This is a genomic window from Enterobacter chengduensis (genome assembly GCF_001984825.2).
Lineage (GTDB): Bacteria > Pseudomonadota > Gammaproteobacteria > Enterobacterales > Enterobacteriaceae > Enterobacter > Enterobacter chengduensis.
Genome location: NZ_CP043318.1, coordinates 1,113,541 through 1,135,306 on the forward strand (window position 1 = coordinate 1,113,541; position 21,766 = coordinate 1,135,306).

At 46.3% G+C, this 21,766-nt stretch carries 27 protein-coding genes and 1 pseudogene; 9 read left to right on the top strand and 19 right to left on the bottom strand.

The genetic code is table 11. From position 1 onward, the window contains the following. The first annotated feature begins 57 nt into the window (after positions 1-57). Positions 58-993: a hypothetical protein gene (locus FY206_RS05455; protein ID WP_023303127.1), complete on the top strand. Its 936-nt coding sequence runs from the start codon at positions 58-60 to the stop codon at positions 991-993. A gap of 75 nt (positions 994-1,068) precedes the next feature. Here FY206_RS05455 and FY206_RS05460 read toward each other — a convergent pair whose 3' ends face one another. From FY206_RS05460 to FY206_RS05470, 3 genes are read right to left on the bottom strand one after another with little or no spacing between them, the layout of a single operon-like run. Next, positions 1,069-2,772, bottom strand: coding sequence for a DUF2326 domain-containing protein (locus tag FY206_RS05460; RefSeq protein WP_023303128.1), 1,704 nt, complete (start codon positions 2,770-2,772; stop codon positions 1,069-1,071). Further along, a complete protein-coding gene (locus tag FY206_RS25805) occupies positions 2,773-3,066 on the bottom strand; it encodes an ABC-three component system middle component 6 (protein WP_023303129.1) in 294 nt (97 codons plus the stop codon). It lies immediately after the preceding gene. Then, complete coding sequence (locus tag FY206_RS05470) at positions 3,029-3,976, bottom strand: ABC-three component system protein (RefSeq protein ID WP_077064325.1); 948 nt, start codon at positions 3,974-3,976, stop codon at positions 3,029-3,031. The genes FY206_RS25805 and FY206_RS05470 overlap by 38 nt, the downstream gene beginning before the upstream one ends. A gap of 85 nt (positions 3,977-4,061) precedes the next feature. On the opposite strand from FY206_RS05470, the pseudogene arsR reads away from it, so the two are divergent. Beyond that, positions 4,062-4,316: pseudogene (arsR, locus tag FY206_RS05475) on the top strand (As(III)-sensing metalloregulatory transcriptional repressor ArsR); the annotation flags it as partial. A gap of 140 nt (positions 4,317-4,456) precedes the next feature. Here arsR and FY206_RS05480 read toward each other — a convergent pair. The 13 genes from FY206_RS05480 to FY206_RS05540 form a co-directional block, all read right to left on the bottom strand. Next, positions 4,457-4,897, bottom strand: a complete 441-nt coding sequence (locus FY206_RS05480) for a YgiW/YdeI family stress tolerance OB fold protein (protein WP_135702047.1) — start codon at positions 4,895-4,897, stop codon at positions 4,457-4,459. 162 nt (positions 4,898-5,059) lie between these two features. Further along, on the bottom strand, positions 5,060-6,196 hold the full coding sequence (locus FY206_RS05485; RefSeq protein ID WP_023303132.1) for a nickel/cobalt efflux protein RcnA: 1,137 nt from the start codon (positions 6,194-6,196) through the stop codon (positions 5,060-5,062). Positions 6,197-6,208: 12 nt separating this feature from the next. Next, a complete protein-coding gene (locus FY206_RS05490; protein ID WP_023303133.1) occupies positions 6,209-6,478 on the bottom strand; it encodes a metal-sensing transcriptional repressor in 270 nt (89 codons plus the stop codon). Between the two features lie 104 nt (positions 6,479-6,582). Further along, entirely contained in the window at positions 6,583-7,869 is a 1,287-nt protein-coding gene (gene ncrA / locus FY206_RS05495; protein WP_023303134.1) for an MFS transporter, read from the bottom strand. 235 nt (positions 7,870-8,104) lie between these two features. Further along, positions 8,105-8,863: a hypothetical protein gene (locus FY206_RS05500; protein WP_023303135.1), complete on the bottom strand. Its 759-nt coding sequence runs from the start codon at positions 8,861-8,863 to the stop codon at positions 8,105-8,107. Positions 8,864-8,916: 53 nt separating this feature from the next. Next, complete coding sequence (locus FY206_RS05505) at positions 8,917-9,837, bottom strand: class I SAM-dependent methyltransferase (protein WP_023303136.1); 921 nt, start codon at positions 9,835-9,837, stop codon at positions 8,917-8,919. A gap of 63 nt (positions 9,838-9,900) precedes the next feature. Next, the gene (locus FY206_RS05510) at positions 9,901-10,263 is read right to left on the bottom strand and encodes a hypothetical protein (protein ID WP_223826472.1); all 363 of its coding nucleotides are present in this window, start codon (positions 10,261-10,263) and stop codon (positions 9,901-9,903) included. Positions 10,264-10,412: 149 nt separating this feature from the next. Next, positions 10,413-11,102, bottom strand: a complete 690-nt coding sequence (locus FY206_RS05515; RefSeq protein ID WP_023303138.1) for a hypothetical protein — start codon at positions 11,100-11,102, stop codon at positions 10,413-10,415. Between the two features lie 13 nt (positions 11,103-11,115). Beyond that, positions 11,116-11,853, bottom strand: a complete 738-nt coding sequence (locus FY206_RS05520; protein ID WP_023303139.1) for a HupE/UreJ family protein — start codon at positions 11,851-11,853, stop codon at positions 11,116-11,118. Positions 11,854-11,897: 44 nt separating this feature from the next. Then, positions 11,898-12,275, bottom strand: a complete 378-nt coding sequence (locus tag FY206_RS05525; protein WP_223259293.1) for a hypothetical protein — start codon at positions 12,273-12,275, stop codon at positions 11,898-11,900. A 140-nt stretch (positions 12,276-12,415) separates the two neighbouring features. Further along, positions 12,416-12,811: a putative zinc ribbon protein gene (locus FY206_RS05530; RefSeq protein WP_080297790.1), complete on the bottom strand. Its 396-nt coding sequence runs from the start codon at positions 12,809-12,811 to the stop codon at positions 12,416-12,418. 99 nt (positions 12,812-12,910) lie between these two features. Then, positions 12,911-13,555, bottom strand: coding sequence for an inovirus Gp2 family protein (locus FY206_RS05535; RefSeq protein WP_023303141.1), 645 nt, complete (start codon positions 13,553-13,555; stop codon positions 12,911-12,913). A gap of 357 nt (positions 13,556-13,912) precedes the next feature. Further along, positions 13,913-14,149 carry a helix-turn-helix transcriptional regulator gene (locus tag FY206_RS05540; RefSeq protein WP_023303142.1) on the bottom strand — a complete coding sequence of 79 codons (237 nt, stop codon included), beginning with the start codon at positions 14,147-14,149 and terminating at the stop codon, positions 13,913-13,915. A 429-nt stretch (positions 14,150-14,578) separates the two neighbouring features. On the opposite strand from FY206_RS05540, the gene FY206_RS05545 reads away from it, so the two are divergent. The 7 genes from FY206_RS05545 to FY206_RS05580 all read left to right on the top strand — a co-directional run bounded on the left by FY206_RS05545 (position 14,579) and on the right by FY206_RS05580 (position 20,260). Beyond that, positions 14,579-15,844, top strand: a complete 1,266-nt coding sequence (locus tag FY206_RS05545) for a hypothetical protein (protein ID WP_077064281.1) — start codon at positions 14,579-14,581, stop codon at positions 15,842-15,844. 308 nt (positions 15,845-16,152) lie between these two features. Next, positions 16,153-16,587, top strand: coding sequence for a hypothetical protein (locus tag FY206_RS05550; RefSeq protein WP_048212526.1), 435 nt, complete (start codon positions 16,153-16,155; stop codon positions 16,585-16,587). 58 nt (positions 16,588-16,645) lie between these two features. Next, a complete protein-coding gene (locus FY206_RS05555) occupies positions 16,646-17,485 on the top strand; it encodes a hypothetical protein (protein WP_023303145.1) in 840 nt (279 codons plus the stop codon). A gap of 689 nt (positions 17,486-18,174) precedes the next feature. Further along, a complete protein-coding gene (locus FY206_RS05565) occupies positions 18,175-18,996 on the top strand; it encodes a DUF932 domain-containing protein (RefSeq protein WP_023303146.1) in 822 nt (273 codons plus the stop codon). Positions 18,997-19,061: 65 nt separating this feature from the next. After that, the gene (radC, locus tag FY206_RS05570; protein ID WP_023303147.1) at positions 19,062-19,532 is read left to right on the top strand and encodes a RadC family protein; all 471 of its coding nucleotides are present in this window, start codon (positions 19,062-19,064) and stop codon (positions 19,530-19,532) included. 12 nt (positions 19,533-19,544) lie between these two features. Continuing rightward, positions 19,545-19,871: a type IV toxin-antitoxin system YeeU family antitoxin gene (locus FY206_RS05575; RefSeq protein ID WP_023303148.1), complete on the top strand. Its 327-nt coding sequence runs from the start codon at positions 19,545-19,547 to the stop codon at positions 19,869-19,871. Positions 19,872-19,891: 20 nt separating this feature from the next. Further along, positions 19,892-20,260: a TA system toxin CbtA family protein gene (locus FY206_RS05580; protein WP_023303149.1), complete on the top strand. Its 369-nt coding sequence runs from the start codon at positions 19,892-19,894 to the stop codon at positions 20,258-20,260. Between the two features lie 578 nt (positions 20,261-20,838). Here the strand turns inward: FY206_RS05580 and ykfI are convergent. Genes ykfI through FY206_RS05600 form a run of 3 tightly spaced genes read right to left on the bottom strand, consistent with a single transcriptional unit; the run spans position 20,839 to position 21,758 of the window. Next, positions 20,839-21,180, bottom strand: coding sequence for a type IV toxin-antitoxin system toxin YkfI (ykfI, locus tag FY206_RS05590; protein WP_000854680.1), 342 nt, complete (start codon positions 21,178-21,180; stop codon positions 20,839-20,841). Between the two features lie 20 nt (positions 21,181-21,200). Beyond that, positions 21,201-21,518: a type IV toxin-antitoxin system antitoxin YafW gene (yafW, locus tag FY206_RS05595; RefSeq protein ID WP_023336793.1), complete on the bottom strand. Its 318-nt coding sequence runs from the start codon at positions 21,516-21,518 to the stop codon at positions 21,201-21,203. Between the two features lie 18 nt (positions 21,519-21,536). After that, the gene (locus FY206_RS05600) at positions 21,537-21,758 is read right to left on the bottom strand and encodes a DUF987 domain-containing protein (RefSeq protein WP_000691994.1); all 222 of its coding nucleotides are present in this window, start codon (positions 21,756-21,758) and stop codon (positions 21,537-21,539) included. Positions 21,759-21,766: the final 8 nt, after the last annotated feature.

Below are 21,766 nucleotides of genomic sequence, written 5' to 3' on the forward strand. Positions count from 1 at the left end.
GTTAGTCACTGAGGAGTGAGTCAAAATGTTATAACTTTTTCAAAGAGGCGTTGTATCGTGAAAGTTGTCTTTAATGTTAATGGTAAAAAAGTCCCGCTCGAATCTCTGCAATATATAAGTAAAGCAAATCAACTTGAAGTTATGCGGAATTGGTTTTTTGAAAATTTCGAAGATCCCGCAAACTCTTGTCCGTATGAATCCCGTGAAGGCGGATATGCTTACATTTATGGTGGCCCATACGAAGCAAGTGAAGAGTTGCAAGCGATGTTTGAAGGGTACGTGAAATTTGATTATATCCAAGAACTAGTTAATGATTTACAAGAACAGTGCTACGAGTGGTCAGGTAATTCAAATAATATTAATGATTGGTACGACGAAGACTTGTACGATGCTGTTACATCTTCCGAACAACCCTTTTCTAAGTTCGTTGAAAGCATTGATGGAATAAAAATGCTGGCTAAAGGCGAATTTAAAGATAAGCAAAAAGAACATCTGCTTAGCATCTTATACATTAACGTCATTACAGCTTTGGAAACTCTTTATGTTGAGTTGTTTATTAACTCCATAGATAAAAATGACTCATACCTTAAAGATTTCATAGAAAAAGGTAAGACGGAATTTAAGGTAAGTAAAGAAATATTGGCTTTGCCATTCAAAGGAGAATCTATTGAAAACATGAGGGCGGAATTGATTAAAGCAATCAAAGAACATCTGATTAGTGCAAGTTGGCATAGTACAAACAAAGTTGTAGGTCGTTATAAAGCTACATTTGATATTAATGTACATAAAGAGTGGCCAATAGATGCGATAGAAATAGCTACACAAAAGCGTAATCATTTAGTCCATCGTGGCGGAAAAGATAAAGAAGGTAATTCGGTAGTGATCACCGAACAAGATTTAGAAATGTTGCTGGATCACGCACAAGCTCTTGGAGAAAAATTGTTTGATAGCCTTGGTGTGGCATTACAGAAAAAAGATGAGAGTGAATTTTGAGTCTCGAGGTCGGTTAATACTGCTACCGATAACGAGCAAGCAACTGATACTCGGCAGGCAGTGCCTGCCTGAGGATTACTTTTTACTTCCAAATTGAATGCCGAGAAGTTTATTCTCTGCTTTATCACCACGAAGAGTAAGGACAATTTTTGATTTCAGTTCTAACATTTCGATTTCAGATAAAGTTGTTTCCATAGCATTAAAGTTTTCAGTATTTAAAGATGCTATATATTGCTTTCCGCTTCGTTTTAATGACTGATTGACAAAAGAGAACCATCTTGCGCGAACACCTGGATCTATATCGGCAAAAAGACGATTATCATGCCATAGCATATCCATGGCATGGTTTTCGCCACATGTAAATACTAACCAGTCAAAGCATAATATCCTAGCATCATTGATCCCATCCGAATCATCACCCTCGATTTGGATGCTTAGATCATAACGGATTTTGTTGTCACCAGTATTAACATCTAAAACTATTCCTGCTGGTACCCTCGGGTACATTATTTCTGCGAGTTCAGCAAAAAATTTATCATATTCTGAAAGAGGATTTGTAGAAGCATAGTTCACCGCTAATCTGTCTTGTTCAACTTTTCTTTCTCTTAGATTTTGAGCTTTCTTTTGAAGGTTAATAGAGAAATTTAAATAATCATGCAGCCTTTCTTTTTCTTCTTTAAATTCAGCCAGTTGTCTCGCTATGACTGCGTATTCATCAAATGCTTTCTTGCCTTGCAGGGATTCCAAATATGAATCACGTAATGCCGAAATATCATTAATGTCAATTTTAAGAGATTCAATTTCTAACAAAAGTTTTATTTTATCATTTTCAAGTCTTTTCTTTCTGTTAAAAGATAATGATTTGTGAAAATTTTCAACTGACTCAAAATGGGCCAATGTTTCTGGCTTGAAAATCTCTTGTAAGCCATTGTACAGTTCAAGAAGATCTTCTCTTGAAATATCAGGGTGTGATAATAAAGTTTTTTCTATATTACTAACTTTAAATTCAGCTATATTTTTATTTTTTTCAACTTCTCGTAATTTTATAGTTAAACTGTTTGTTTCATTCTCAATAGCTCTGTATTGCTCGTGAACTTGAAATGTATTAAGTTCATCTTGCAGTCTTGGGATCTCTCTTTCTAGCCATTCATAGCGTACTTTAGGTTGAGAGCCTGCTCTAAACATGTCTTTAAGAATATCATCGTCTTGCCAATTTTTTAGGGATTGACTTACTTTATCCAGTTCTTGCTTATTATTTCTTTTGGATAATATTAAATTATGATCTATGCCGAGAAGAAATGCGGTGCGAAGCAATGCTTCAAAGTCTTGCTCCTTTTTTGTCCTAGTTGGACTGATGCAGTCATCTCTGGTATATCGCGAAAAACGCTTAAATAAAGATCTAAATGATAAATACGGAATGTTATTCTCAAGATTAAATATCCCTATTTTGTCTAATAGATCTTTAAATGCTTTTAGAGATATTGTTTTGTCATTTAATAATAATTTTTTCCCATTTCCCGTTCTAGATATTAAGTATTCAACTCCATTATGAGAAAAAAGTAACGAGAACCACCAATCTGGAACTGCTGAAGTTAATTTTTTATCAGCATTAGCGCCTAAGCAATGTTGAACGAGGCCGAGAATAAGTGTCTTGCCGACTCCGTTACTACTGCCTTCTTTTTCTTTAGAGCTATCACCAATAATCAACGTTAGCCCTGTGTCATTGAAATGCACTGGATGAAAGGTTGGCTGATCGCAAGTTAAGCGAATTAACTTCATTTAACTTTCCTTATTTTGTAATTTGTCATCAATGCTGCATATTGGCATTATTCTGTTTTCGTTATCTAGCATTATTTGTTTGATGCAAAAAAGAATGTCTACGGCAAGCATAAATTGTGTAAAAGAGGGCGTGATTATCGTTGATTTATTTTTTCGCTCTACTTTTGTCCATAGTTCTTCTATGGATACCGGTCCATCAATTAACGAACGGGTGTATCCTGCAATCGCAATTAGGGAGTTACTAAACCTAACATGCTTATGTGGCAGAAGCATTGCTTGGATGTTCATAAGCATCACATGTCTCAAAATATTTAGCTAAAATTAACTCTGCTGCAAATCGATAACTCGCGACCGCACTTGTGGTAACTTGAGGGGGAAGGAGTTTATCTATCATCCAAGTGTATCTTAAATCTGCATAATTGTGGTTATCTTCAGTTATCGCCAATTTGCTTTTTGCATAAGTTTCTTTAACTTCTTGAGCTATAGTTTGTTCAAGACCGCTATCAACAGAATCTAAAAATTCATTTATCAAATATAGTTGATAACTAAAAGATTCCAGCCTGCTCTTTATTGGTTTTGTAATACCATTTATTTTTATTTTATCTTCGAAGTCCGGGGCGGTTTCACTTAAAAAATTTATGGGTGAAGAAGATTTTTGTGCTAAAAAAGTCAACACTTCGCCAACAGCTCGACTATCTGTAAAATCCAAATCAACCTCAGGAATGAAACCTACAATATCTTGCTTTTCACCCTCAGATAATGACATAAATTTTTGAAGGAGCTCCATCCCGCCCATTGCACCTGCGTGATTAAGACTTTTACTGATTGCAAGCGAATTTAATGAAAGTCCAACAGGTGCTGGAATACCCTTAAAATAATCATTCATTACAAAAGTATATTTTGATACTTTCCCCCATTTGGCGACTAATTTATCAAAGTCGCCAATCGATTTATTAACAGCTTCTAGCTCTTTGGTTTGATTTGAAGGTTTAGGCCCATAAATTTGGAAGTAATGAGCTTCATGAGCAATCCACCCATCATTCCCGCCATCTCCCCAGTTTCCCCAAGGGGAAACAGCTTGAAAGCCAGGAGTTGCGTATTGCATAACCTTCGAAAAGAGCGCCTGAAAACTGTCTCCCATACATTCGTGTACTTTTAACCGAAAGAACTGTCTGTAGAGGTAATCTTGCTGTGTCGAACTCATTTTCCTCTCATCCATGATGAACACTCTTAGTGATAATATCCTCTCATTCATTGTTGTAAACCTATGATTAGCAAAATTGGAGATGATTTCACTTTGCACGGCGCTGGAACAGTCGCAGCCTAAGATCTCTCGTCATCTGGCGATGCTTCGGGAAAGTGGCCTATTGCTGGATCGCAAGCAGGGCAAGTGGGTTCACTACCGCTTATCTCCGCATATTTCTTCTTGGGCTGCTCAGGTAATTGAGCAGGCTTGGTTAAGCCAACAGGACGACGTACAGGCCATCGCCCGTAAGCTGGCATCAGCAAACTGCTCGGGTAGCAGTAAGGCTGTTTGTATTTAAAAAATTTGCCTGTACATATGTGTTTATTCAAATGTGAGGTATTAGAATGAAAGCGTTAATGGTATTTGAACTGGCATATGCTGCTATAAAGATAGCGTTCCATCGACCCGTTGAACTCACAGTTCTAATGACTCTTCACATTAAGGCTTTTTAATCACTTCAACATTAACGCTCGTGGTGCCATTCTCACGGCTTATCTGCCCGCTCACCCGCACCAGATCCTGCGCATCGAAGTGCTGCCCGTTCCAGACTTTCTGCGGAATACGAACTTTGATGGTTCCGGTTGGATCGCGGAAGGTGTACCACTCTTCCTGCTGCTGGCTGATGACATTGCCTTCCAGCGTGATCCACGCCCCTTCGTGCATTGACGACACGGCCTGAATGCGGCTTTGACTGTTTTCCTGCTGAACCTTATGACCGGCATACATGCGCTCAGTGGCGACTGGATCTTTCTCTGCGGAGAAACCGCCTTGCGCTGCCAGGGCTGGAATGGCGATGGATGAAGCGAGCAATACGCCGGTGACGTTGACGAACTGGCGACGAATATGACTGAAGTATTGTTTTTGCATAGCAGGTTCCATTTATGATTTCACATCCTCCCAGGGGGGATAACTTAATCATAAATGAGCGTCTATAAAAGCTCAATTGCTATCCCCTGCGGGGGGATAAAAATGTGACAGGCTTCAGAGATAAAAAAACCCACCGGTCGGTGGGTTCAGGCATGTGGCTTTTACAAGAGAAAATCAGCGGGTAACGCCGATCCAGCCATGGTAGCCCATGTAAATGCCGACAAGGGCAATCAGTACGCTTGAGAAGTATGGGGCTCGGCGTGCCAGAGTATCCAGACCGCTCCAGCGTTTGGTTGCCTGGCGAACGCTAAACGCCGCCGCTGCACCCACAGAAACCAGCGTAATCGCCAGGCCGATACTGAAACACAGTACCAGTGCAGCGCCGAGCGTAAATTCCTTCACCTGGATGCACAGCAGCAGAACGGTGATGGCCGCCGGGCAAGGAATGAGTCCACCGGTTAGCCCAAACAGGATAATCTGCCCTGTGGTTACGCTGCGATTGGCAAAACGTTTTTTGATGTCGTTAGCATGGGCTTTTTCGTGAGCGTCCTGGTATTCGCGGGAATTAACATCCAGCCCCTCCAGCGCGGAGTGGTCATGGTCGTGACCGTGCTCATGCTCGCGAAACTCCACATCATAATCGTGTACATGCCCACGATGGCCTAAAGACAGGCGCACATCGAAACTGTGTGGCTCAGGGATTGCCAGGACTGATTCCATAAACCCGTCTTTTTCAACGAAGTCGAAAACCTGAGAATACGTTCCAGTCCCCCGCCTTGTGGCCACAGAGATATTGCTGGCTTCCCATTTCCTGCCGCTGAGTGTGCGTAAACGCCAGTGAGGCGGTTGCCCTTCCTCGAAAATAGAGAGTTCAACGCTGCCGTGGCCGGTATCGATTATGCGGGTTTCGTCATGTTCGTGATGGCCGTGGCCATGTTCCTCTTCCTGCTCCATTTTCCACAGTTTTTCACCGCGCCAGGTGCGCCAGAACATCCATGCCGCCGTGACAAGAATGATGATGGCTGAAATCAGCTGGAACCAGGGTTCAGCGGACTCGGCGGTGAATTTCTGACTGATGTACATCCCGCCCATAGCAATGAGCCAGACCACAGACGTATGAGAAATGGTCGCGGCAAGCCCCAGTAATACGGCTTGTTTCACCGTTCCCCTGATAGCCACAATAAACGCGGCCATCATCGTTTTGGAGTGTCCCGGCTCCAGTCCGTGAAGCGCACCCAGCAGGATCGCACTGGGGATGAACAGCCAGGCATTCGCCACGCCTTGCTGTAAAAGAGCAGAAAAATCAGTCATGTTTCGCTTGCCTTAAAGATATTTAGTTATCTCTTTAAATTCGCTAAGCGTGTTATCAGACTCACTGTGGTCGGCATGAAGGGCGTCCTCCAGGCAGTGATCCAGATGGTCATGAATTAAGGTACGCTTCGCATTCGTTATCGCCTTTTCCACTGCGTGCAGTTGCTGGGCGATATCCAGACAGGCTCTTTCATCTTCGAGCATCTGGATGGTACTTTTCAGGTGCCCTGCGGCACGTTTAAGTCTTTTAATAATGTCAGGGTGTGATGCGTGAACGGTCATGATTTATCCTCTCCAGGTGGAGGGGATAAGATAATGTGTATCAACGCCAGGGTCACACTTTTTATCGGCTTATCCTCTCCTGATTCTTTGTCTTTTTGGGTTAATTACTTATCTTTCTTCGGCCATGACGGATGTTCATCGTCGATGACGAAATCATGCTCATGGGTTGTGTCTGAATCGGTATGACGGTGAATCTGAGCGTAAGCTTCATGCTCAGGACGCCAGATCAGTACGGCGGCAAGCAGCGACAGCACGGCCACAATAGTCAGGGCGACAAACGAAGCCTGTGTTCCCCATGTGGCACCTACCCACCCGGCCAGCGGATAAGTGACCAGCCAGCAGGAATGCGACAGTGCAAACTGGGCAGCAAACAGCGCAGGTCTGTCTTCAGCCGTTGATGAGCGGCGCAGCAGGCGACCACTTGGCGTCTGAGAAAGCGAATAGCCCACACCCAGCAGCGCCCACAGCACAACCAGCGTGACGTAATCCTTCAGGAAAATACCCAGCCCAAGTCCAATCACTAAAAGCGCGGTCCCCACAAGCATCGGCATGCGGTCGCTCATTTTGTCGAGGAGTTTTGGGAGAACCAGCGCCGACACCATGGAACCCACACCGAAGAAGGCCAGAGCAATGGCGGTAGATCGCTGTGAGAAACCAAAATCAGCCTGAACCAGAACAACGGTGTTGACGATAACCATCGCGCTCGCCGCTGCTACGGCCATGTTGAGTGCCAGCAGGCCACGCAGTCTTGGTGTTTTCAGGAAGATACGCATGCCTCGCGTCGTTTTGTCATAGATGCTGCGTTTAACCGTTAACGCTTTCATCTTTGGTAATGTGACGGAAACAACCAAAGCCGCAGAGGCGAGGAACCCGACCGCCGTCCCGGCAAACAGATTGTGGAAGCTCATGACCGTCAGCAGCGCCGCCGCCAGCATTGGGCTGATAACGCTTTCCAGATCGTAGGCCAGACGCGACAAAGACAGCGCCCGCGTATATTCGCGTTCGTCAGGAAGAATATCCGGGATAGTTGCCTGGAAGGTTGGCGTGAACGCCGCCGAGGCAGACTGAAGTACGAAGATCAGAATATAGATTTCCCAGATCTGGGTGACGAACGGCAGCGCAATAGCCACCAGAGCGCGAACCAGATCCAACGTCACCAGCATAGTGCGACGCGGGAATTTGTCGGCAAAGGCTGCCGCCACCGGCGCAACCAGAATATAGGCGCTCATCTTGATCGCCAGCGCGGTACCCAGCACAGCACCGGCCCTGTCTCCGGCGAGATCATAAGCTAACAGACCCAGCGCGACGGTCGCCAGACCGGTGCCGATAAGGGCGATAACCTGTGCCATAAACAGGTGGCGATAGGTACGATTAGATAGAATATTGAGCATCAGGAATTCTCTTGGCTTAAATTTATATCCCCCTGGGGGGGATATTGAAAGCATAGAGCGACCTGAAAAAAATGACAAGCATTATCCTGGTGGGGAGGATAGGAAGTTGACCAATCATCTGATATTTAGAATAAAAAAAGCTTCAGGTATCCCAGCGTTATACCTGAAGCAGCATAAAGAGTGTCGAAGGTGTTATCACCGCTTCCTTGCGAAGCCCCTTCTGACGAGAAAGGTGTTAACTCAGAAGTCCCAGGCAGGTTTTCAGACTCAGCCGCGTGGCTTCAACATCGCTATGGACGATGGTGCACCAGTCATCACGGTTAGCCCGAACGTCGTCCAGCCAGCTATTCAGCGCCTGATTGAAGGCCATGGTTTTCTCGCGCTGAGGCCAGCTCATCTGGTTAGCGCTGTAAATATCCTGACCGGGCTGTGGCATCTGTACGGTTTGCTGCGTCGACATCCGGGAGGTCACCGACCAGGTATCAGAGTTGCCATCCCAGGAAGGCATCACCGGGAAGCCCGCGCCGCGCAGGGCGATATCCCAGGTGGCATCAAACAGGCAGGTTTTCCCGTTTAACTCAAAAGTTACTGTGTCATGAAATCCCTGGGTTTGCGGCAAAATAGCCAGTATTTCCGGAGGAACGGGTAAATCAGCCCAGTCAAACTGCACCAGTTTTCTCTTCGCCGTAATCCCACCGGCAACCAGCAATCGTTCGGCCGCGGCGGCTTTATGACGACAGTCGCCAAAACCCTGCTCAAACAGGCTCATGCTTTGGTTATTCCATGACCCAAGCTGATAGGGCACGCGCCTGACCAGTTCAAAAATGGCTCTCCGCAGTTCCGTTGAGCCCGGCTGAAGCCCGAGCGACTGCAAAATCCAGCCCGGCGTTATCGTCTCCTTAGCAGTGCGGCGAGCAATAATTCTTTGCCATGTATCACTGACTTTTTCGGCCAGAGAGGCTGCCAGGGTTTCCCCCGGCAGTAATGTTGTCATCAGCAACGCTCCTGTGGTGGTGAGAAAATGTCTGCGCGTCAACATATCGGGCGTTACACCTCCACGCTGCGACGAAGTGCCGACATAACCAGTGATTCACAGACCACTTCATCGTCCTGTTCCCGGTTTACGCCGGGGAAAACCATTTGACTCACTGGGGATGAACGAAGCCGGTGATAACGGGCAATCGCGCCATTCATTCCGCCCATTTGCTTACGTCTGACCAGCCGCAGTCCGTGCTCCCACGCGACTTCATCCATCGCGCTCGCCAGAACAGGATCATGGTTGAAGATTAAGACGCCATCCCCTTTCAGCAGACGGGCTGCGCTGCGAAGGAACGTTGTGTAGTCCTGCTCGAAATAGGCTGCGGCCTGGGAATAAATAATATCGACCCCACCGGCCTGAACGCCGCGATTTTCCAGTGCGCAGAGACCGGCTGCCGTCACGTAGGGATGCTCAGTCACCCCCTTTGGCAGCGATTCGTGCCATGGCGTGAGATTGGTGAAATGCAGGAATGCACTCTCCCCAAGCTGCTCCCTGAAACTCTGGGCAAGCCCGGAAATCGTCGCCTGATGGCTGGTCGCTTCTTCAGCACGAAAACCTGCCCAGGCAGCACCAATTTCAAGGAAGGTGACGGTACCGTTTTTGTGGTGAATATTTTTCGCATGGTGGGCAATGTCGAACCCAATTTCTCGCGCCAGACGAAAAGAACCACCGCTGGAGGTCCAGGGACCATCGAAACCAAAAGCAAGAATAGCTTTCAGCATCGAACCCGTTTCTTTGTGCATCATTTTCAGGAACGGAATGACCTTACGCCGCGAAGGAACAGGGACGTTCGGACGCAGTTTTTTGGCCTGGAGATCGCGATTCACGCCCATGCACAGTGTCTGCCAGTGCAGAGGGTTAATGCGATAATTAAGTTCAGTAAAATTACGCGCAATCTCACGACGCGCCTGTATGGAGTCTGTGTACATAGCTTCTCCGCTAAATCTGAAGTTGGTAAACGCCAGGCAGCAAACTGCTACCGGCAACAGCGATCAGATCTTGCGGGTGCTTGGAGGGCGGTAAATTATGTCCGTAGCCTTAACCGGGCTGCGAAGATCGGCGAGCGGCAACCATCTGTCTGCTATAGGAGAGAGGGTGATCTCCACAGAGGGCGGCTGCTGAGGGGTTTCATGGAAATGGTCTGTCTGATGATGGCCTGCGTGACCAGACTGAGGGATATCCGAGTCGTGGGAGTGATCCTGCACTGTCATGGTGACTTCTGCATCATGCAGATTCATCTCGTAACCTGTCAGGCCGTTGGTACCGTGTGACGCAAACGTGCCCATCGACGACATCATCATGCCAACGGCCATGATGACAATCATCAGAATATAACGGGGTGAACGTTTAAACATCAGGTACATCGCTGAGTGCTTCTCTCAATGGACAGTGACAACGGTTTAAAAATATTAGCATCCCCCTGGGGGGGATGTAAGAGGCTGGAGTGTAAAGTCTTGTATTGCCGAAGTGTGTAAAAAGGCCCGCATAATGCGGGCCTGATTAATCAGATTACGCGCTTAATGCTCTGGTATTCGCCATTGGTATCAAGCTGGATAGTAATCGTTTGTGAACCACGATTTCGCCAGAACCAGCCGTGCTTACCGTCAAAGGCGGCCTGCAACACACCATCCCTTGAGGTTATCTGCCGGTCCTTACCATAGCCGTGGTAAAACCCTTTCGGTGCGTTAACCGGATCGCCGTGTGCATCCACGTTGACAGGTCCAGAGCTTGTCCACTGGTAAGTCACCCGGGCATCCTTACGCATTTCCATCTTAACTTCAGCCGCCTCATTCGGTTTCAGAGTAATTAACAGCTGATTGCGCTGAGAACCGGCAGTTGGGGCTTCTGGCGCACGAGTTGTCGCCGGAACGCTCAGCTCCGGATAGTTGTTTTGCGTGATTGTCGGCGGGTTATCCGGCACCGGACGTTCATTCACCGGAGTGGTTGACTGTCCCCACTGGCTCGTACTCGCCTGTTTGTCCGTGGCGGCTTCCTCCGCCAGCTGCGTTTTGATTTCGCCCATCTGTTTAAGGCCCAGCAGACGGCCAACGCCCGTTGGATCGATACCGTATTCTGAAGGCATCACGATGGTTATCAGCAGCGTCAAAGCGACGATAGCCGCCAGAATAGTGGACTGCATCAGCTTCATCGCAGACGGCAGCTCTGCGCGGGTCGGTAAATCGGTGTTATACATTCTCTTTTCTCCCTCAGGCTAAAATGTAGCCACAAATCTGGTAACTCATTAACAGGAAACCGGCGCTCATCATCACTACGTTGGCGGTGTAGGCATGGCGGAAAAAGCTCGCCGTCTGCCGCCAGTAACTCATGATGATAAGGATGGCGCTCAGCGCCAGAAGCTGACCTATCTCGACCCCGACATTGAAGGCAATCAGGTTGACGAAAAGGCCATCGGGGGAAATTTCGAACTCCTTGATTTTGGTCGCCAGGCCAAAGCCATGGAAGAAACCAAAGATAAGCGTAGCCATCTTCGTATTAGGCTGAAAGCCAAACCAGCGCTGGAATGCGCCAAGGTTATCAAGGGCTTTGTAGACCACGGACAGTCCGATAATGGCATCAATGAGATAGGCGCTGACGCTGATATCAAAGAACGTACCAATAAGCAGCGTCGTGGAGTGCCCGATAGCAAACAGGCTGACGTACAGCCCGATATCACGCATTTTGTAGAGAAAGAAAATCACGCCGAACAGAAATAGCAGATGATCGTAGCCGGTGACCATGTGCTTCGCGCCAAGGTAGATAAACGGGATGATGTTAATCCCGGTGATTTCCTGAATGTACCCTTTGTCGCCTTCGGCTACGCCATGTGCGGCCGCACCCTGGCTGTAGAAAAGCAATAACAATAAGAAAAACAGACAAGCCGAACGCGCCTGAGTCGAAAACAGGCCACCGCTCAACCGGCCTTGTAAATTAAGGCAGGTGTTCATACAAAATCCTTACAGTTTGAATAATAACGAATTAACAGCAGTTATTACGCAGACAGGGATCTCGGAGGGCGTTCGGGGGTGGCCTGTGGCATTCGCAGAATTTGTTCTGAACTCAGTGCAAACGTCGCGCGCATACCTGCGTTCCAGGCCTGCAAGGCAGTCAGAGTGAAGAGCTTGTTCAGATCGTGGGAATGATCGGCATTGAGGTGATGCACATTACCGTGCGAGTGGAACAGTAGCGGATCGTGTTCATTCAGCGGCTCATCGCTGTCGTGCTGATGCTCACTGACAGACGTTGTATCCTGAACGTTATACATAGCCTGTGGTTTTGCCATAAGCGAACTGCTCAGCACGGCAACAGCCATGATGATAAGCACGATTCTGGAAATGACTTCACGGCTAAAAAACACAGTCAACGACATCCTGGTGATACAAGGTAACAACGTGCGTAATGTATCTGTTTTGCTGACCGCATTTCAATAGGTCTTTTGGAGCCGGATGTTGTTTTAATAATTACTTGGCATAACTTCCGCTTTTTGGCGTCAAGCAATCGATACAGCTCTTACACATCAGTTGCATAGATCCAGTCAGCACATTGAGGACATATCTTCTCTCCATGCCAACAAACATGGCACCAGCAGCATCGCCATTGCCTTATCTTCGTGTTGGTAGGTCGAATGGGCTTTTCCGAAGTTGGGATGATTTTTAGCGAGGTTTGCTCTGGTGCTGTTTGTAGCTTGTTAAATCGACATGTTTTGAGCCGAGCAACATTGTTGATATGTCCCGGTAGGTGCACAAACGTTTTTGTAGATGTCAGTGGATCAACTTGAACGCCGATCTGCAGTTTGCAGTAAATACAATACATTGAATCAAAATCAACCTGTTGAACAGATTCTGGTGTAACCCATTCGCCCTTTGCGGTGACGGCATGAGTGGCTAAAACGAAGTAATTCATCATGAACTCCGGAGAAAAATAAAAAAGCCAGCATGGTTAGCTGGCTTTGTGTTTGGTTGAGAGATGTGGCTGGCGGTAACACCCTGACCAGCCCCTGTTCGATCAAGACTGGCTACAGCCAAATGACCGTTCCTCATTGCTGTATACTTTCGTACGTTCCTTTGCCAGATAGCTAAGGCGGTACATTAAACCGTTATATGACTCAGAGTAGGCTGGAGGATTATTGATATTCAGGTGATAACAGGGATTATCAGGGAAGTGAATCAGCGTTAAATATTCAGTAGCTAAAGGTAGCTTTAAAGCGCTCAACCATGCAGCCTGAATCATAGAGGCCACGTTATAATCATTCCCCGTATAATCACCGAGACCGAGAAAGGCATCCTTATTGAGGAATAACACCACATGCCAGTGTGGTTTATCACTTTTATCTTTATCAATTTCTTTAACCCAGGCGTAGCGTAAATGGCACGGATAGACTCTCATGCCATTTTTACTTTTGTTCTTCAGGAATATCTGTATACGGGCATCAAGTGCTTCAATAAAACGGGACATGAGTCCTTTATTCATATCGATGATGCAAGAAATGCTATCACCGGTATCTTTATAATTGGGTACATGAAGGTCAACACGAATGGCTGTTGTTCTTGGATGTTCACGCACAGCGTTATGAATGACATTCGACAATCGATGTAAGTAATGAGTGTTGAATGGTGCATGGTTCATATTGAGTGTATAGATATTATTCATTGTTTCTTTTCTCAGAATGAAGAGCATCATTGCTGATGCCATAATGTTTTAAAGGATGGGAGTGATATCACTTCAGATTGTTAGAGTGTAGATGCCATGTTTAACTGATAAACGTATCGGACATATATCACTGATGTGATATTAATGAAGTTTATGTGGTAATTATTGTTGCTTATTTTAGTGTGATACTTGGTGTTGATGTTTATATTACGCATGTATAGCAGGTATGTACTGATGAGTATATATTACCATACCAACACAACTGGTGTATTAAACGACCGCTGAATTCCAGGAGATATTCACATTCTATATTTAGAATTCACTCCGAAGTTAGCTGGTTTTTCATAAGGAAAGGGCTTACTTGTTTTCCTCATTAAAGATTACAATAGAACCAGAACGCGATAATTTAATCCTCTCCTCGATCCACTCTTTTACTTCACTTTCAATCCAGCGGGAGCTGCGACCAAACTTCACCGGCTTTGGAAACTTACCTTCATGCACCAGCTTATAAAACCATTTATCAGATAACCCTGTCAGTTCAGTAATGAACTGCATGCTAACGAATTTATCTTCGTGAATATTAATAGTGCTCATGACATGTTTCCGTAATTTATCAGGAGGACACCGGTCGGCATCCTTTCATGTCATTGGTCGCGTATGTACGATTTTACATTCCCAGTGATCTGGGCAGCATTTGAAAAGCTGCAACCTTTTACTGCAGATGCTCAGAAGTCACCCTGTCGTCACACTTTGATAAACTGGAAGCAGAAATCCATGCTGAAATCACATCCATAAATATGGTAAAAGCCCTGACGTTACGAGACTTACAGGCCAGTCATGTACTACATTTTTTACTACATAAAAAACTACGTTTATAGCTATGAAAATAACTAGTTTTCACTCTTCTTTTTTGACTATTTTTATACCTGACCTTATGATGATTGAAATTTAATCGAAACGTATTACAGGACGTAACTTGTGGAAAATTCACTGCACAGTGCAATAATAAATAACAGGAGGGCCATGAGATTATTCTTGTGGTATCTATCTGATCAGGATCTGGCCATACTGACCAATAAACTGGCATCAACTAAAAACATTTACAATGCAGATGACATATTTGGCAGTAATATTGAAATCGCTGAAGAGGCAATTAATCAGGCTGTGCGACTGATAAAATATAATGAGGTTAAGAGGATCTACACAATAGATTTTAATGAGTTTAAATCACTCCAGATACCCACATCTGAATTTTCTTGGGTAAAAAAATCACCTGATGCTTGCTACTTCACATGGCTGTTTATCAAAAGCCAGATACACGATTCATTCAAATTGCTTGAGTTGGACGTTTTTATAGTTGGTAGAATAAGGAACCAACGCTATCCCAATATACATGATTCCCTTTACAATAAACTGGAACTGGATGCTTACCCTGTCGATAATAAAGAGCGTCTATCAGTTATAGAGGATTTTTTTGACCGTGCACCTGCGACCCTTAAAGCCAGGCTCGATCTGATGCGCCAGATTCGTAACAAGTGGGAGGAAATTTATCCTTCGAGTATAAATTTCCCTCTTTCACCAAAAAGCAAGAAAAAATGCGACTGGGCATGGAAATACATTCAGAAAGATAGAAGTCGAATGAATACCCGGAGAAAAGACCGTGAGGGGCATTATACAGGAGAAACCAATCCGGCACCTTTTACTAACAGCAGTATGCTGTCCATGCTGAGGCCGTCAGGCTCCTTTGAAAAATACATGGCTGTTAAGTTTTATTTTTTGTTCATTTATTTGTTTTTAAAAGATGAACTATTTATGCAACGTTTTAAAAAGGCATGGCAGGTACATCAGTACAGAGCAACTTCTGATACCAGAGAAAGAAAAGCATCTTTGCGTGCCCGGATAAAGAATAAAACATCCGCGCCCAATCCCGTTTCTGAACCATTTACAGTCACAACACTTACCGAGCTTGCTACTATCAGTAACATGTCCTTCATACCGGAAATACAGTCCTATAGCCAATATGCTCCGGTCAATGAAATAACGGAAAAGGAAGAAAAGGACTGTCAAACTCATAATGCAACGGTACTGCACGCCTCTCCTACTGATAATTCCAGCGATGGCCAGGTTACGCATATTTCCATTGGGGAAGCTCTGAAACGTATGGGGAAATTACCTCGCAGTGATGAACACTCAGCACCGATGCCAGATAAAAATCCGGGCTCAACCTCAAAAAAAATCTGGACGAGGTTGCAAAAAGCGATGATGGAAGGTGACAAGGACGAAGACTGAGCATCCCCGCGTTCTGACGCATCCCATTTTTTTTCAGACCTGTATTACCACGGTGAGATCATTCCGGACAGATTCTGGAGTGTCTCACCGCATTGATCTGCAACACCGATCGATACTTCAAATAATGATAGTCACTACCTATCGATAGTGAATTATTGATCGTTATTTGCATAGATAATAACGATCAATTCCTGGTAACTGATCAGTAATAACGATTATCCCGCCCCGGACAAAATGCATACGATCGAATGGCCCTTTGTACTACAAAAGGCCATTTTTCGTTTGTAAAACAATAGTAAGGAATTTCTATGTTGAAGATCACATCTGTACTTCTTTTCGGTGCAACATTGTTTAGCTGTGTTGTGCACGCCATGGGCCAGGAGCAGCAATGGGGCAACTGGTTTGGCACTGTCAATGCGATGGAGTTTGAACTTAACGCCGACAATAGCGCCGGAGAACGTATGACGATCACCTGCCGGGACAGCAATTTGATAGTGAGCTACAGCGGGTCTGATAAGGAGCCAATGGATATACCAGATAATGGACAAGAATCCATGGGAATCAATATCAACGCTGTTCATTACCCGCTAGATGAGACGGCTTTTATAGCGCTCAAAAACACAGGCAACCATGGGCAAATTGAAATCACCCGGATGAATAAACCCGTATCTCACCCGTTCAAAACCGCAGGGCTCAGGGACGCTCTGTCGGACCTCAACTGGGAAGACTGCATCAGCCATTAATCACCCCTTCCAGTAACTCATGCTCCCACATTGTTAATCATCAGTAAGGATATCTTTTATGGCGACATTCATTTCACGCCTGGTTTTAGTCTGCACCCTTTCGCTCCCGGCATTCAGCTCTGCTATCACTATTCAGGGGAACATTCATCCTGAGCGCTATACCTTCTTTCTGACAGAAAAAGGCGGCGAAATGCTGCGGGACATGAACAACGAGGCCGTGAACGTAAAACATAGCGGAAAGGCCAGTGCTTCGGTTGATGCGCAAAATAAGGCTGCGGCTGCAAACATATCGCCCCTGCTGTACCCGGGTGCACCGCTGGAGCAAAACTTTATCCGCTACGACGGTAAGCCAGTGAAAGCTCTGACCTGCCTTATTACCACCCGCACCATGCCGGGCCAAAATAAAGACTATGCATGGGAGGAAACTTACTGCCTGGATGAAACTGGTGCAGCCTACATTGGCACTAAAGGCTGGCCGTCTCGTACTATTTTCAGTAAGAGCTGTGCAGTGGGCGCTGCTGACTGCCCTGTTTACCTGAGCATGAACAACGACCCGCCAACCATGCGTAACGACGCTGTTCAATATGTTCCTTACAGCCGCGAGCGCGTAAGTGGGCAGACAGGACGTAGCCCTGAGCCAAAACTAACGACGACTGAAACCGTCGCTGAGCAGGACGGTTATGTAGTGAGTTTTGTTAAAGCCAGCAACTGTGCAGACAATAAACTGATTGTGAAAAATAAAAACTCAGGGAAAACTGCTGCAATTGCAGGATTAAATGGTTGCACTTTTGATCCGAAGAATAATGCAGTAATTATCTTCCCTCTAAATGAATACGTCGGCGTTTACAGTGGTCCCACAAACGCTTCTGAGGAAATAGCTTCCGTCGATCTCCCCTAATTATTTACCCGGTCCGGTATACGCTACCCGCGATACCGGACGTATTATGGACAGTCCTATGAAATACCCGAAATTCCCTGACGATATAGATACACAATCACTGGATCTGACCTGGCCCGTTGTTTTTAGCGTTGCAGGACTCACTCTGCTAAGGAGTAAGTCGGTCGTATGCCAAACATTGGGAGCCAGCCTGATGACCCTTAGCCTGATAAGGCTCATAAAAAAACTCGCCACTCTTGCCTGAAAAAGCCCCTATCTGGCAACACGGTTTGTGTGCAAGCTCCTGGATCACACGTACTATCGCCTTCCGACGTTCACCTGAAAGCTAATTCTCGACAAAAGCTGAAGCGCTCCTTTATCAAAGGGCTGGCTGCAATAGCAGAGGACAGAATTAATGATGATGCCTTTGTTTTATCGGTGTGCAGCAAAGCGTATGAACGCTTGCCTCTGATCATAAGGCGAGTCGTGAAGTACGAATGGTGTCTTCGATACTTCCAGTACAGTAAACCCTTTATTCTGCAGCGATTACAACATTACCAGATCGACAAGCTAACTCCGCCGACATTACCTGACAGTGAACTGTCGCCACAGCAAGACCAGCCACCAGCTTCTCCCTGAATAATTTATCTTCCATCCGAAGCCACTCCAGTGGAGTGGCTTTTTTATGCCCATTTTTAAAGGAATTAACTATGACACGTTTAGCCAGCCGCTTTGGTGCAGTCAACCTTGTACGTCGTGACCGCCCATTAACCCGCGACGAACTGGCCCATTATGTGCCAAGCGTCTTCAGCGAAGAAAAGCATGAATCCCGGAGCGAACGCTACACCTACATTCCCACTATTACTTTGCTGAATAACCTTCAACGTGAAGGGTTTCGTCCGTTCTTTGCCTGCCAGACCCGCGTCCGGGATGAAAGTAAACGAGAGCACACGAAACACATGCTTCGTCTGCGCCGGGAAGGACAAATTACCGGCAAACAGGTGCCAGAAATTATCCTGTTGAACAGCCATGATGGTTCCAGCTCTTACCAGATGCTGCCGGGGTTATTTCGTGCCGTATGCCAGAACGGGCTGGTATGCGGGGAGAGTTTCGGTGAGGTGCGGGTGCCGCACAAAGGCAACGTAGTCGAGAAAGTCATTGAAGGAGCCTACGAAGTACTGGGGATATTTGACCGCGTAGAAGAGAAACGCGATGCCATGCAGTCGCTTTTGTTGCCGCCACCCGCACAGCAGGCAATGGCGAAAGCAGCATTAACCTATCGCTTTGGTGAAGAGCATCAACCGGTGACGGAATCGCAGATACTTTCGCCACGTCGCTGGCAGGACGAGAGCAACGACCTGTGGACCACTTACCAGCGTATTCAGGAAAACCTGATTAAAGGTGGTCTTTCGGGGCGCACGATCAGCGGTAAGCGTGCTCATACCCGTTCGGTAAACGGTATCGACGGAGATGTGAAGCTCAATCGTGCTCTGTGGGTGATGGCCGAGAATATGTTGCATCTCGCGTCATGAAACTTTTTATCATTCTTCAGGCCCCGCTAAAAAACCAGCGGGGCCTTTTGTTTTAAGGAACCATTATGTCTGTATCCAATTTATCGCCGGTGTTTCCGGTAAACGAGCAGCGCGTAATGCGAAGGGCATTACGACTGGTTGAGAAATACCTGCGTCAACCGAGTGAGTCATTTACCTCCACCAGCCTCACAAAAACCTGGCTGCAACTGCAGATGGCGCACCTGGAGAGGGAAGTCTTCATCGTGATGTATCTCGATAATCAACACTGCCTGCTGGGACGAGAAACACTGTTTACCGGCACGCTCAGCCATACCGAAGTGCATCCCCGCGAAGTGGTTAAATCAGCCCTGAGACATAACGCTGCTGCGGTCATTCTGGCTCACAACCACCCGTCTGGTACGACAGAAATCAGCCAGCAGGATAAACATATTACTCAGAGGATTATGAAAGCGCTGGCACTGGTGGAAGTGCGCGTGCTGGATCATCTTGTAATCGGAAACGAGGTGGTGTCTTTTGCTGAACTTAGTTTGCTTTAAAGGAAGGTTTTCATGTCATTAATACCAGCCCATGAATGGGGGATAAAAAGCGATATTGTTCCACGGCTTGGAGTCAGATTAGTTCAGGAAGGCAACCGGCTGCACTATCTGGCTGACCGGGCTAGTATCACCGGTAAGTTCAGTGACGCCGAATGCCTGAAGTTGGATATCGTATTTCCGCATTTTATCCGTCAGATGGAATCGATGCTGACCACTGGTGAAATGAATTCTCGCCATGCCCACTGTGTCACTCTGTACCACAACGGTTTCACCTGCGAAGCCGATACCCTTGGTAGTTGCGGCTACGTATACATCGCCATTTATCCCACTCAACGCTAACAAATTTCACGAGAGCAAACATGAAAAATCTACCTGCTACAATTTCGCGGGCGGCGAAGCCCTGCCTGTCGCCCGTTGCAGTCTGGCAAATGTTACTTACTCGTCTGCTTGAACAGCACTATGGTCTGACACTGAACGACACGCCGTTCAGTGATGAAACTGTAATTAAGGAACATATTGATGCTGGGATTATCCTGGCCGATGCAGTCAACTTCCTGGTAGATAAGTACGAACTGGTTCGCATTGATCGCAGAGGATTTAGCTCACAGGGACAAGTACCATATTTGACCGTGACAGATATCCTTCATGCCAGAAGAGCATGTGGATTAATGAAAAGTTGCTCTTATCGGGAAGTAAGTAATATTGTTCTTAGTCATTCGCGGCAGTGAGGGGGTCTTCAAGAGCCGAGAAGATTTGCACGGTTTGTGAAGAAACTGGTGAGATTGGCGACTCAATGAAAACCTCATCGAGTCGCATGAAAAACAAGGTGGGGGCACAAAAGGGGGCATTTATAAAGATGAAACAAGAAAATATGTATATTTATCAATGGTTGGATGGGTTGTGTTATGTTCCTATTATCGCACCATTAAAATCAAATTGTTACGTAAGATCTTATCATTCTCCCACCAAAAAATTATCTTAATGTAACAGCTGGTGTAAGTAAATTCTATCAACGAAGATCAATCTTATCTACTGACCAAAAAGGCCTGATAGGGCTTCGCTCACTATACATCCTTGGCTGCAGGTTTAGTTGTACACCACTCCTAAATTTAATGTGTTGGCAATGTGTTCAATAAAGCTCGAACAAATTAGCTCATTATGATCGGTTAATACTTCAACTTCTGGTTGCATGATTGTTTGTCCGTAAAAAGATAACGCGCCTGCCGGGTAGTAGCAGGCGCATTACGCAATAGGTAAACAAGGGAGGAAGTTCAGAAATGTAAATCGGGAAGGTTGTACGCAATGTTCATCGTACTACGTTGTTACGGCTTTGCCGCAACAAGCCAGTTGCCTGCCGCGCTCGCAGAATGTCTGCAGCCCGGAGATAAGGAGATTGTTCCTGCCAGCTAAATCCCTTCCTGTCGATACGAACCAGCTCGTATTTTTCTACCAGAAAATTCACGGCATCGGCTAGGGTGATACCGGCATCGATGTGTTCCTTAATCACAGCCTCGTTGCAGAATGGCGTGTCGTTTATTGTCAGACCATAGTGCTGTTCCAGCAGACGTGTCAGTAACATTTGCCAGACAGCCACGGGTGACAGGCAGGGCTTCACCGCCCGCTGAGTTGTTGCAGGTAAAGTTTTCATGTTTGCTCTCGTGTAGGTAATTAACGCTGAGTGGGGTAAATGGCGATGTATACGTAGCCGCAACTGCCAAGGGTGTCGGCTTCGCAGGTAAAATCGTTGTGGTACAGGGTAACGCAGTGGGCATGGTGGGGGCTGAGTTCACCGGTGGTCAGCATCGATTCCATCTGGCGGATAAAGTGCGGGAATGTTTCATCCAGCTTCCGGCATTCGATGTCACTGAACTTGCCGGTGATGCTGGCCCGGTCAGCCAGATAATGCAGTCGGTTGCCTTCCTGCACCAGACGGGCTCCCAGGCGCAGTGTAATCTCCCGCTGCAGGCCCCTGGTAGGGTTGCTCATTACAGTTCTCCACTATTGTCAGTTCAGGGTGATGCTCATCAGGCAGGTATAGGGCCCATTGCGGTCCTGGCGGCGTTCGGCGTATACCGCGAGGACTCCGGCGATATCCGGAACGTCCCTGCCGGTGTAATGACAGACGCTACCGTGCCACTGGTATTTGCCGGTGCAGTAGCGAAAGATTCGGGACTCAGGATGCTGGCGGTATATCGTCATTGCCCTGCGTTTACTGATAATTTTCATGTAATACC

Bases quoted from the DNA above. Each gene is read 5' to 3' on its own strand.
- FY206_RS05460 (WP_023303128.1), bottom strand. From the start codon at position 2,772: ATGAAGTTAATTCGCTTAACTTGCGATCAGCCAACCTTTCATCCAGTG.
- FY206_RS25805 (WP_023303129.1), bottom strand. From the start codon at position 3,066: ATGCTTATGAACATCCAAGCAATGCTTCTGCCACATAAGCATGTTAGG.
- FY206_RS05470 (WP_077064325.1), bottom strand. From the start codon at position 3,976: ATGAGTTCGACACAGCAAGATTACCTCTACAGACAGTTCTTTCGGTTA.
- FY206_RS05480 (WP_135702047.1), bottom strand. From the start codon at position 4,897: ATGGAACCTGCTATGCAAAAACAATACTTCAGTCATATTCGTCGCCAG.
- FY206_RS05485 (WP_023303132.1), bottom strand. From the start codon at position 6,196: ATGACTGATTTTTCTGCTCTTTTACAGCAAGGCGTGGCGAATGCCTGG.
- FY206_RS05490 (WP_023303133.1), bottom strand. From the start codon at position 6,478: ATGACCGTTCACGCATCACACCCTGACATTATTAAAAGACTTAAACGT.
- ncrA (WP_023303134.1), bottom strand. From the start codon at position 7,869: ATGCTCAATATTCTATCTAATCGTACCTATCGCCACCTGTTTATGGCA.
- FY206_RS05500 (WP_023303135.1), bottom strand. From the start codon at position 8,863: ATGACAACATTACTGCCGGGGGAAACCCTGGCAGCCTCTCTGGCCGAA.
- FY206_RS05505 (WP_023303136.1), bottom strand. From the start codon at position 9,837: ATGTACACAGACTCCATACAGGCGCGTCGTGAGATTGCGCGTAATTTT.
- FY206_RS05510 (WP_223826472.1), bottom strand. From the start codon at position 10,263: ATGTTTAAACGTTCACCCCGTTATATTCTGATGATTGTCATCATGGCC.
- FY206_RS05515 (WP_023303138.1), bottom strand. From the start codon at position 11,102: ATGTATAACACCGATTTACCGACCCGCGCAGAGCTGCCGTCTGCGATG.
- FY206_RS05520 (WP_023303139.1), bottom strand. From the start codon at position 11,853: ATGAACACCTGCCTTAATTTACAAGGCCGGTTGAGCGGTGGCCTGTTT.
- FY206_RS05525 (WP_223259293.1), bottom strand. From the start codon at position 12,275: ATGTCGTTGACTGTGTTTTTTAGCCGTGAAGTCATTTCCAGAATCGTG.
- FY206_RS05530 (WP_080297790.1), bottom strand. From the start codon at position 12,811: ATGATGAATTACTTCGTTTTAGCCACTCATGCCGTCACCGCAAAGGGC.
- FY206_RS05535 (WP_023303141.1), bottom strand. From the start codon at position 13,555: ATGAATAATATCTATACACTCAATATGAACCATGCACCATTCAACACT.
- FY206_RS05540 (WP_023303142.1), bottom strand. From the start codon at position 14,149: ATGAGCACTATTAATATTCACGAAGATAAATTCGTTAGCATGCAGTTC.
- FY206_RS05545 (WP_077064281.1), top strand. From the start codon at position 14,579: ATGAGATTATTCTTGTGGTATCTATCTGATCAGGATCTGGCCATACTG.
- FY206_RS05550 (WP_048212526.1), top strand. From the start codon at position 16,153: ATGTTGAAGATCACATCTGTACTTCTTTTCGGTGCAACATTGTTTAGC.
- FY206_RS05555 (WP_023303145.1), top strand. From the start codon at position 16,646: ATGGCGACATTCATTTCACGCCTGGTTTTAGTCTGCACCCTTTCGCTC.
- FY206_RS05565 (WP_023303146.1), top strand. From the start codon at position 18,175: ATGACACGTTTAGCCAGCCGCTTTGGTGCAGTCAACCTTGTACGTCGT.
- radC (WP_023303147.1), top strand. From the start codon at position 19,062: ATGTCTGTATCCAATTTATCGCCGGTGTTTCCGGTAAACGAGCAGCGC.
- FY206_RS05575 (WP_023303148.1), top strand. From the start codon at position 19,545: ATGTCATTAATACCAGCCCATGAATGGGGGATAAAAAGCGATATTGTT.
- FY206_RS05580 (WP_023303149.1), top strand. From the start codon at position 19,892: ATGAAAAATCTACCTGCTACAATTTCGCGGGCGGCGAAGCCCTGCCTG.
- ykfI (WP_000854680.1), bottom strand. From the start codon at position 21,180: ATGAAAACTTTACCTGCAACAACTCAGCGGGCGGTGAAGCCCTGCCTG.
- yafW (WP_023336793.1), bottom strand. From the start codon at position 21,518: ATGAGCAACCCTACCAGGGGCCTGCAGCGGGAGATTACACTGCGCCTG.
- FY206_RS05600 (WP_000691994.1), bottom strand. From the start codon at position 21,758: ATGAAAATTATCAGTAAACGCAGGGCAATGACGATATACCGCCAGCAT.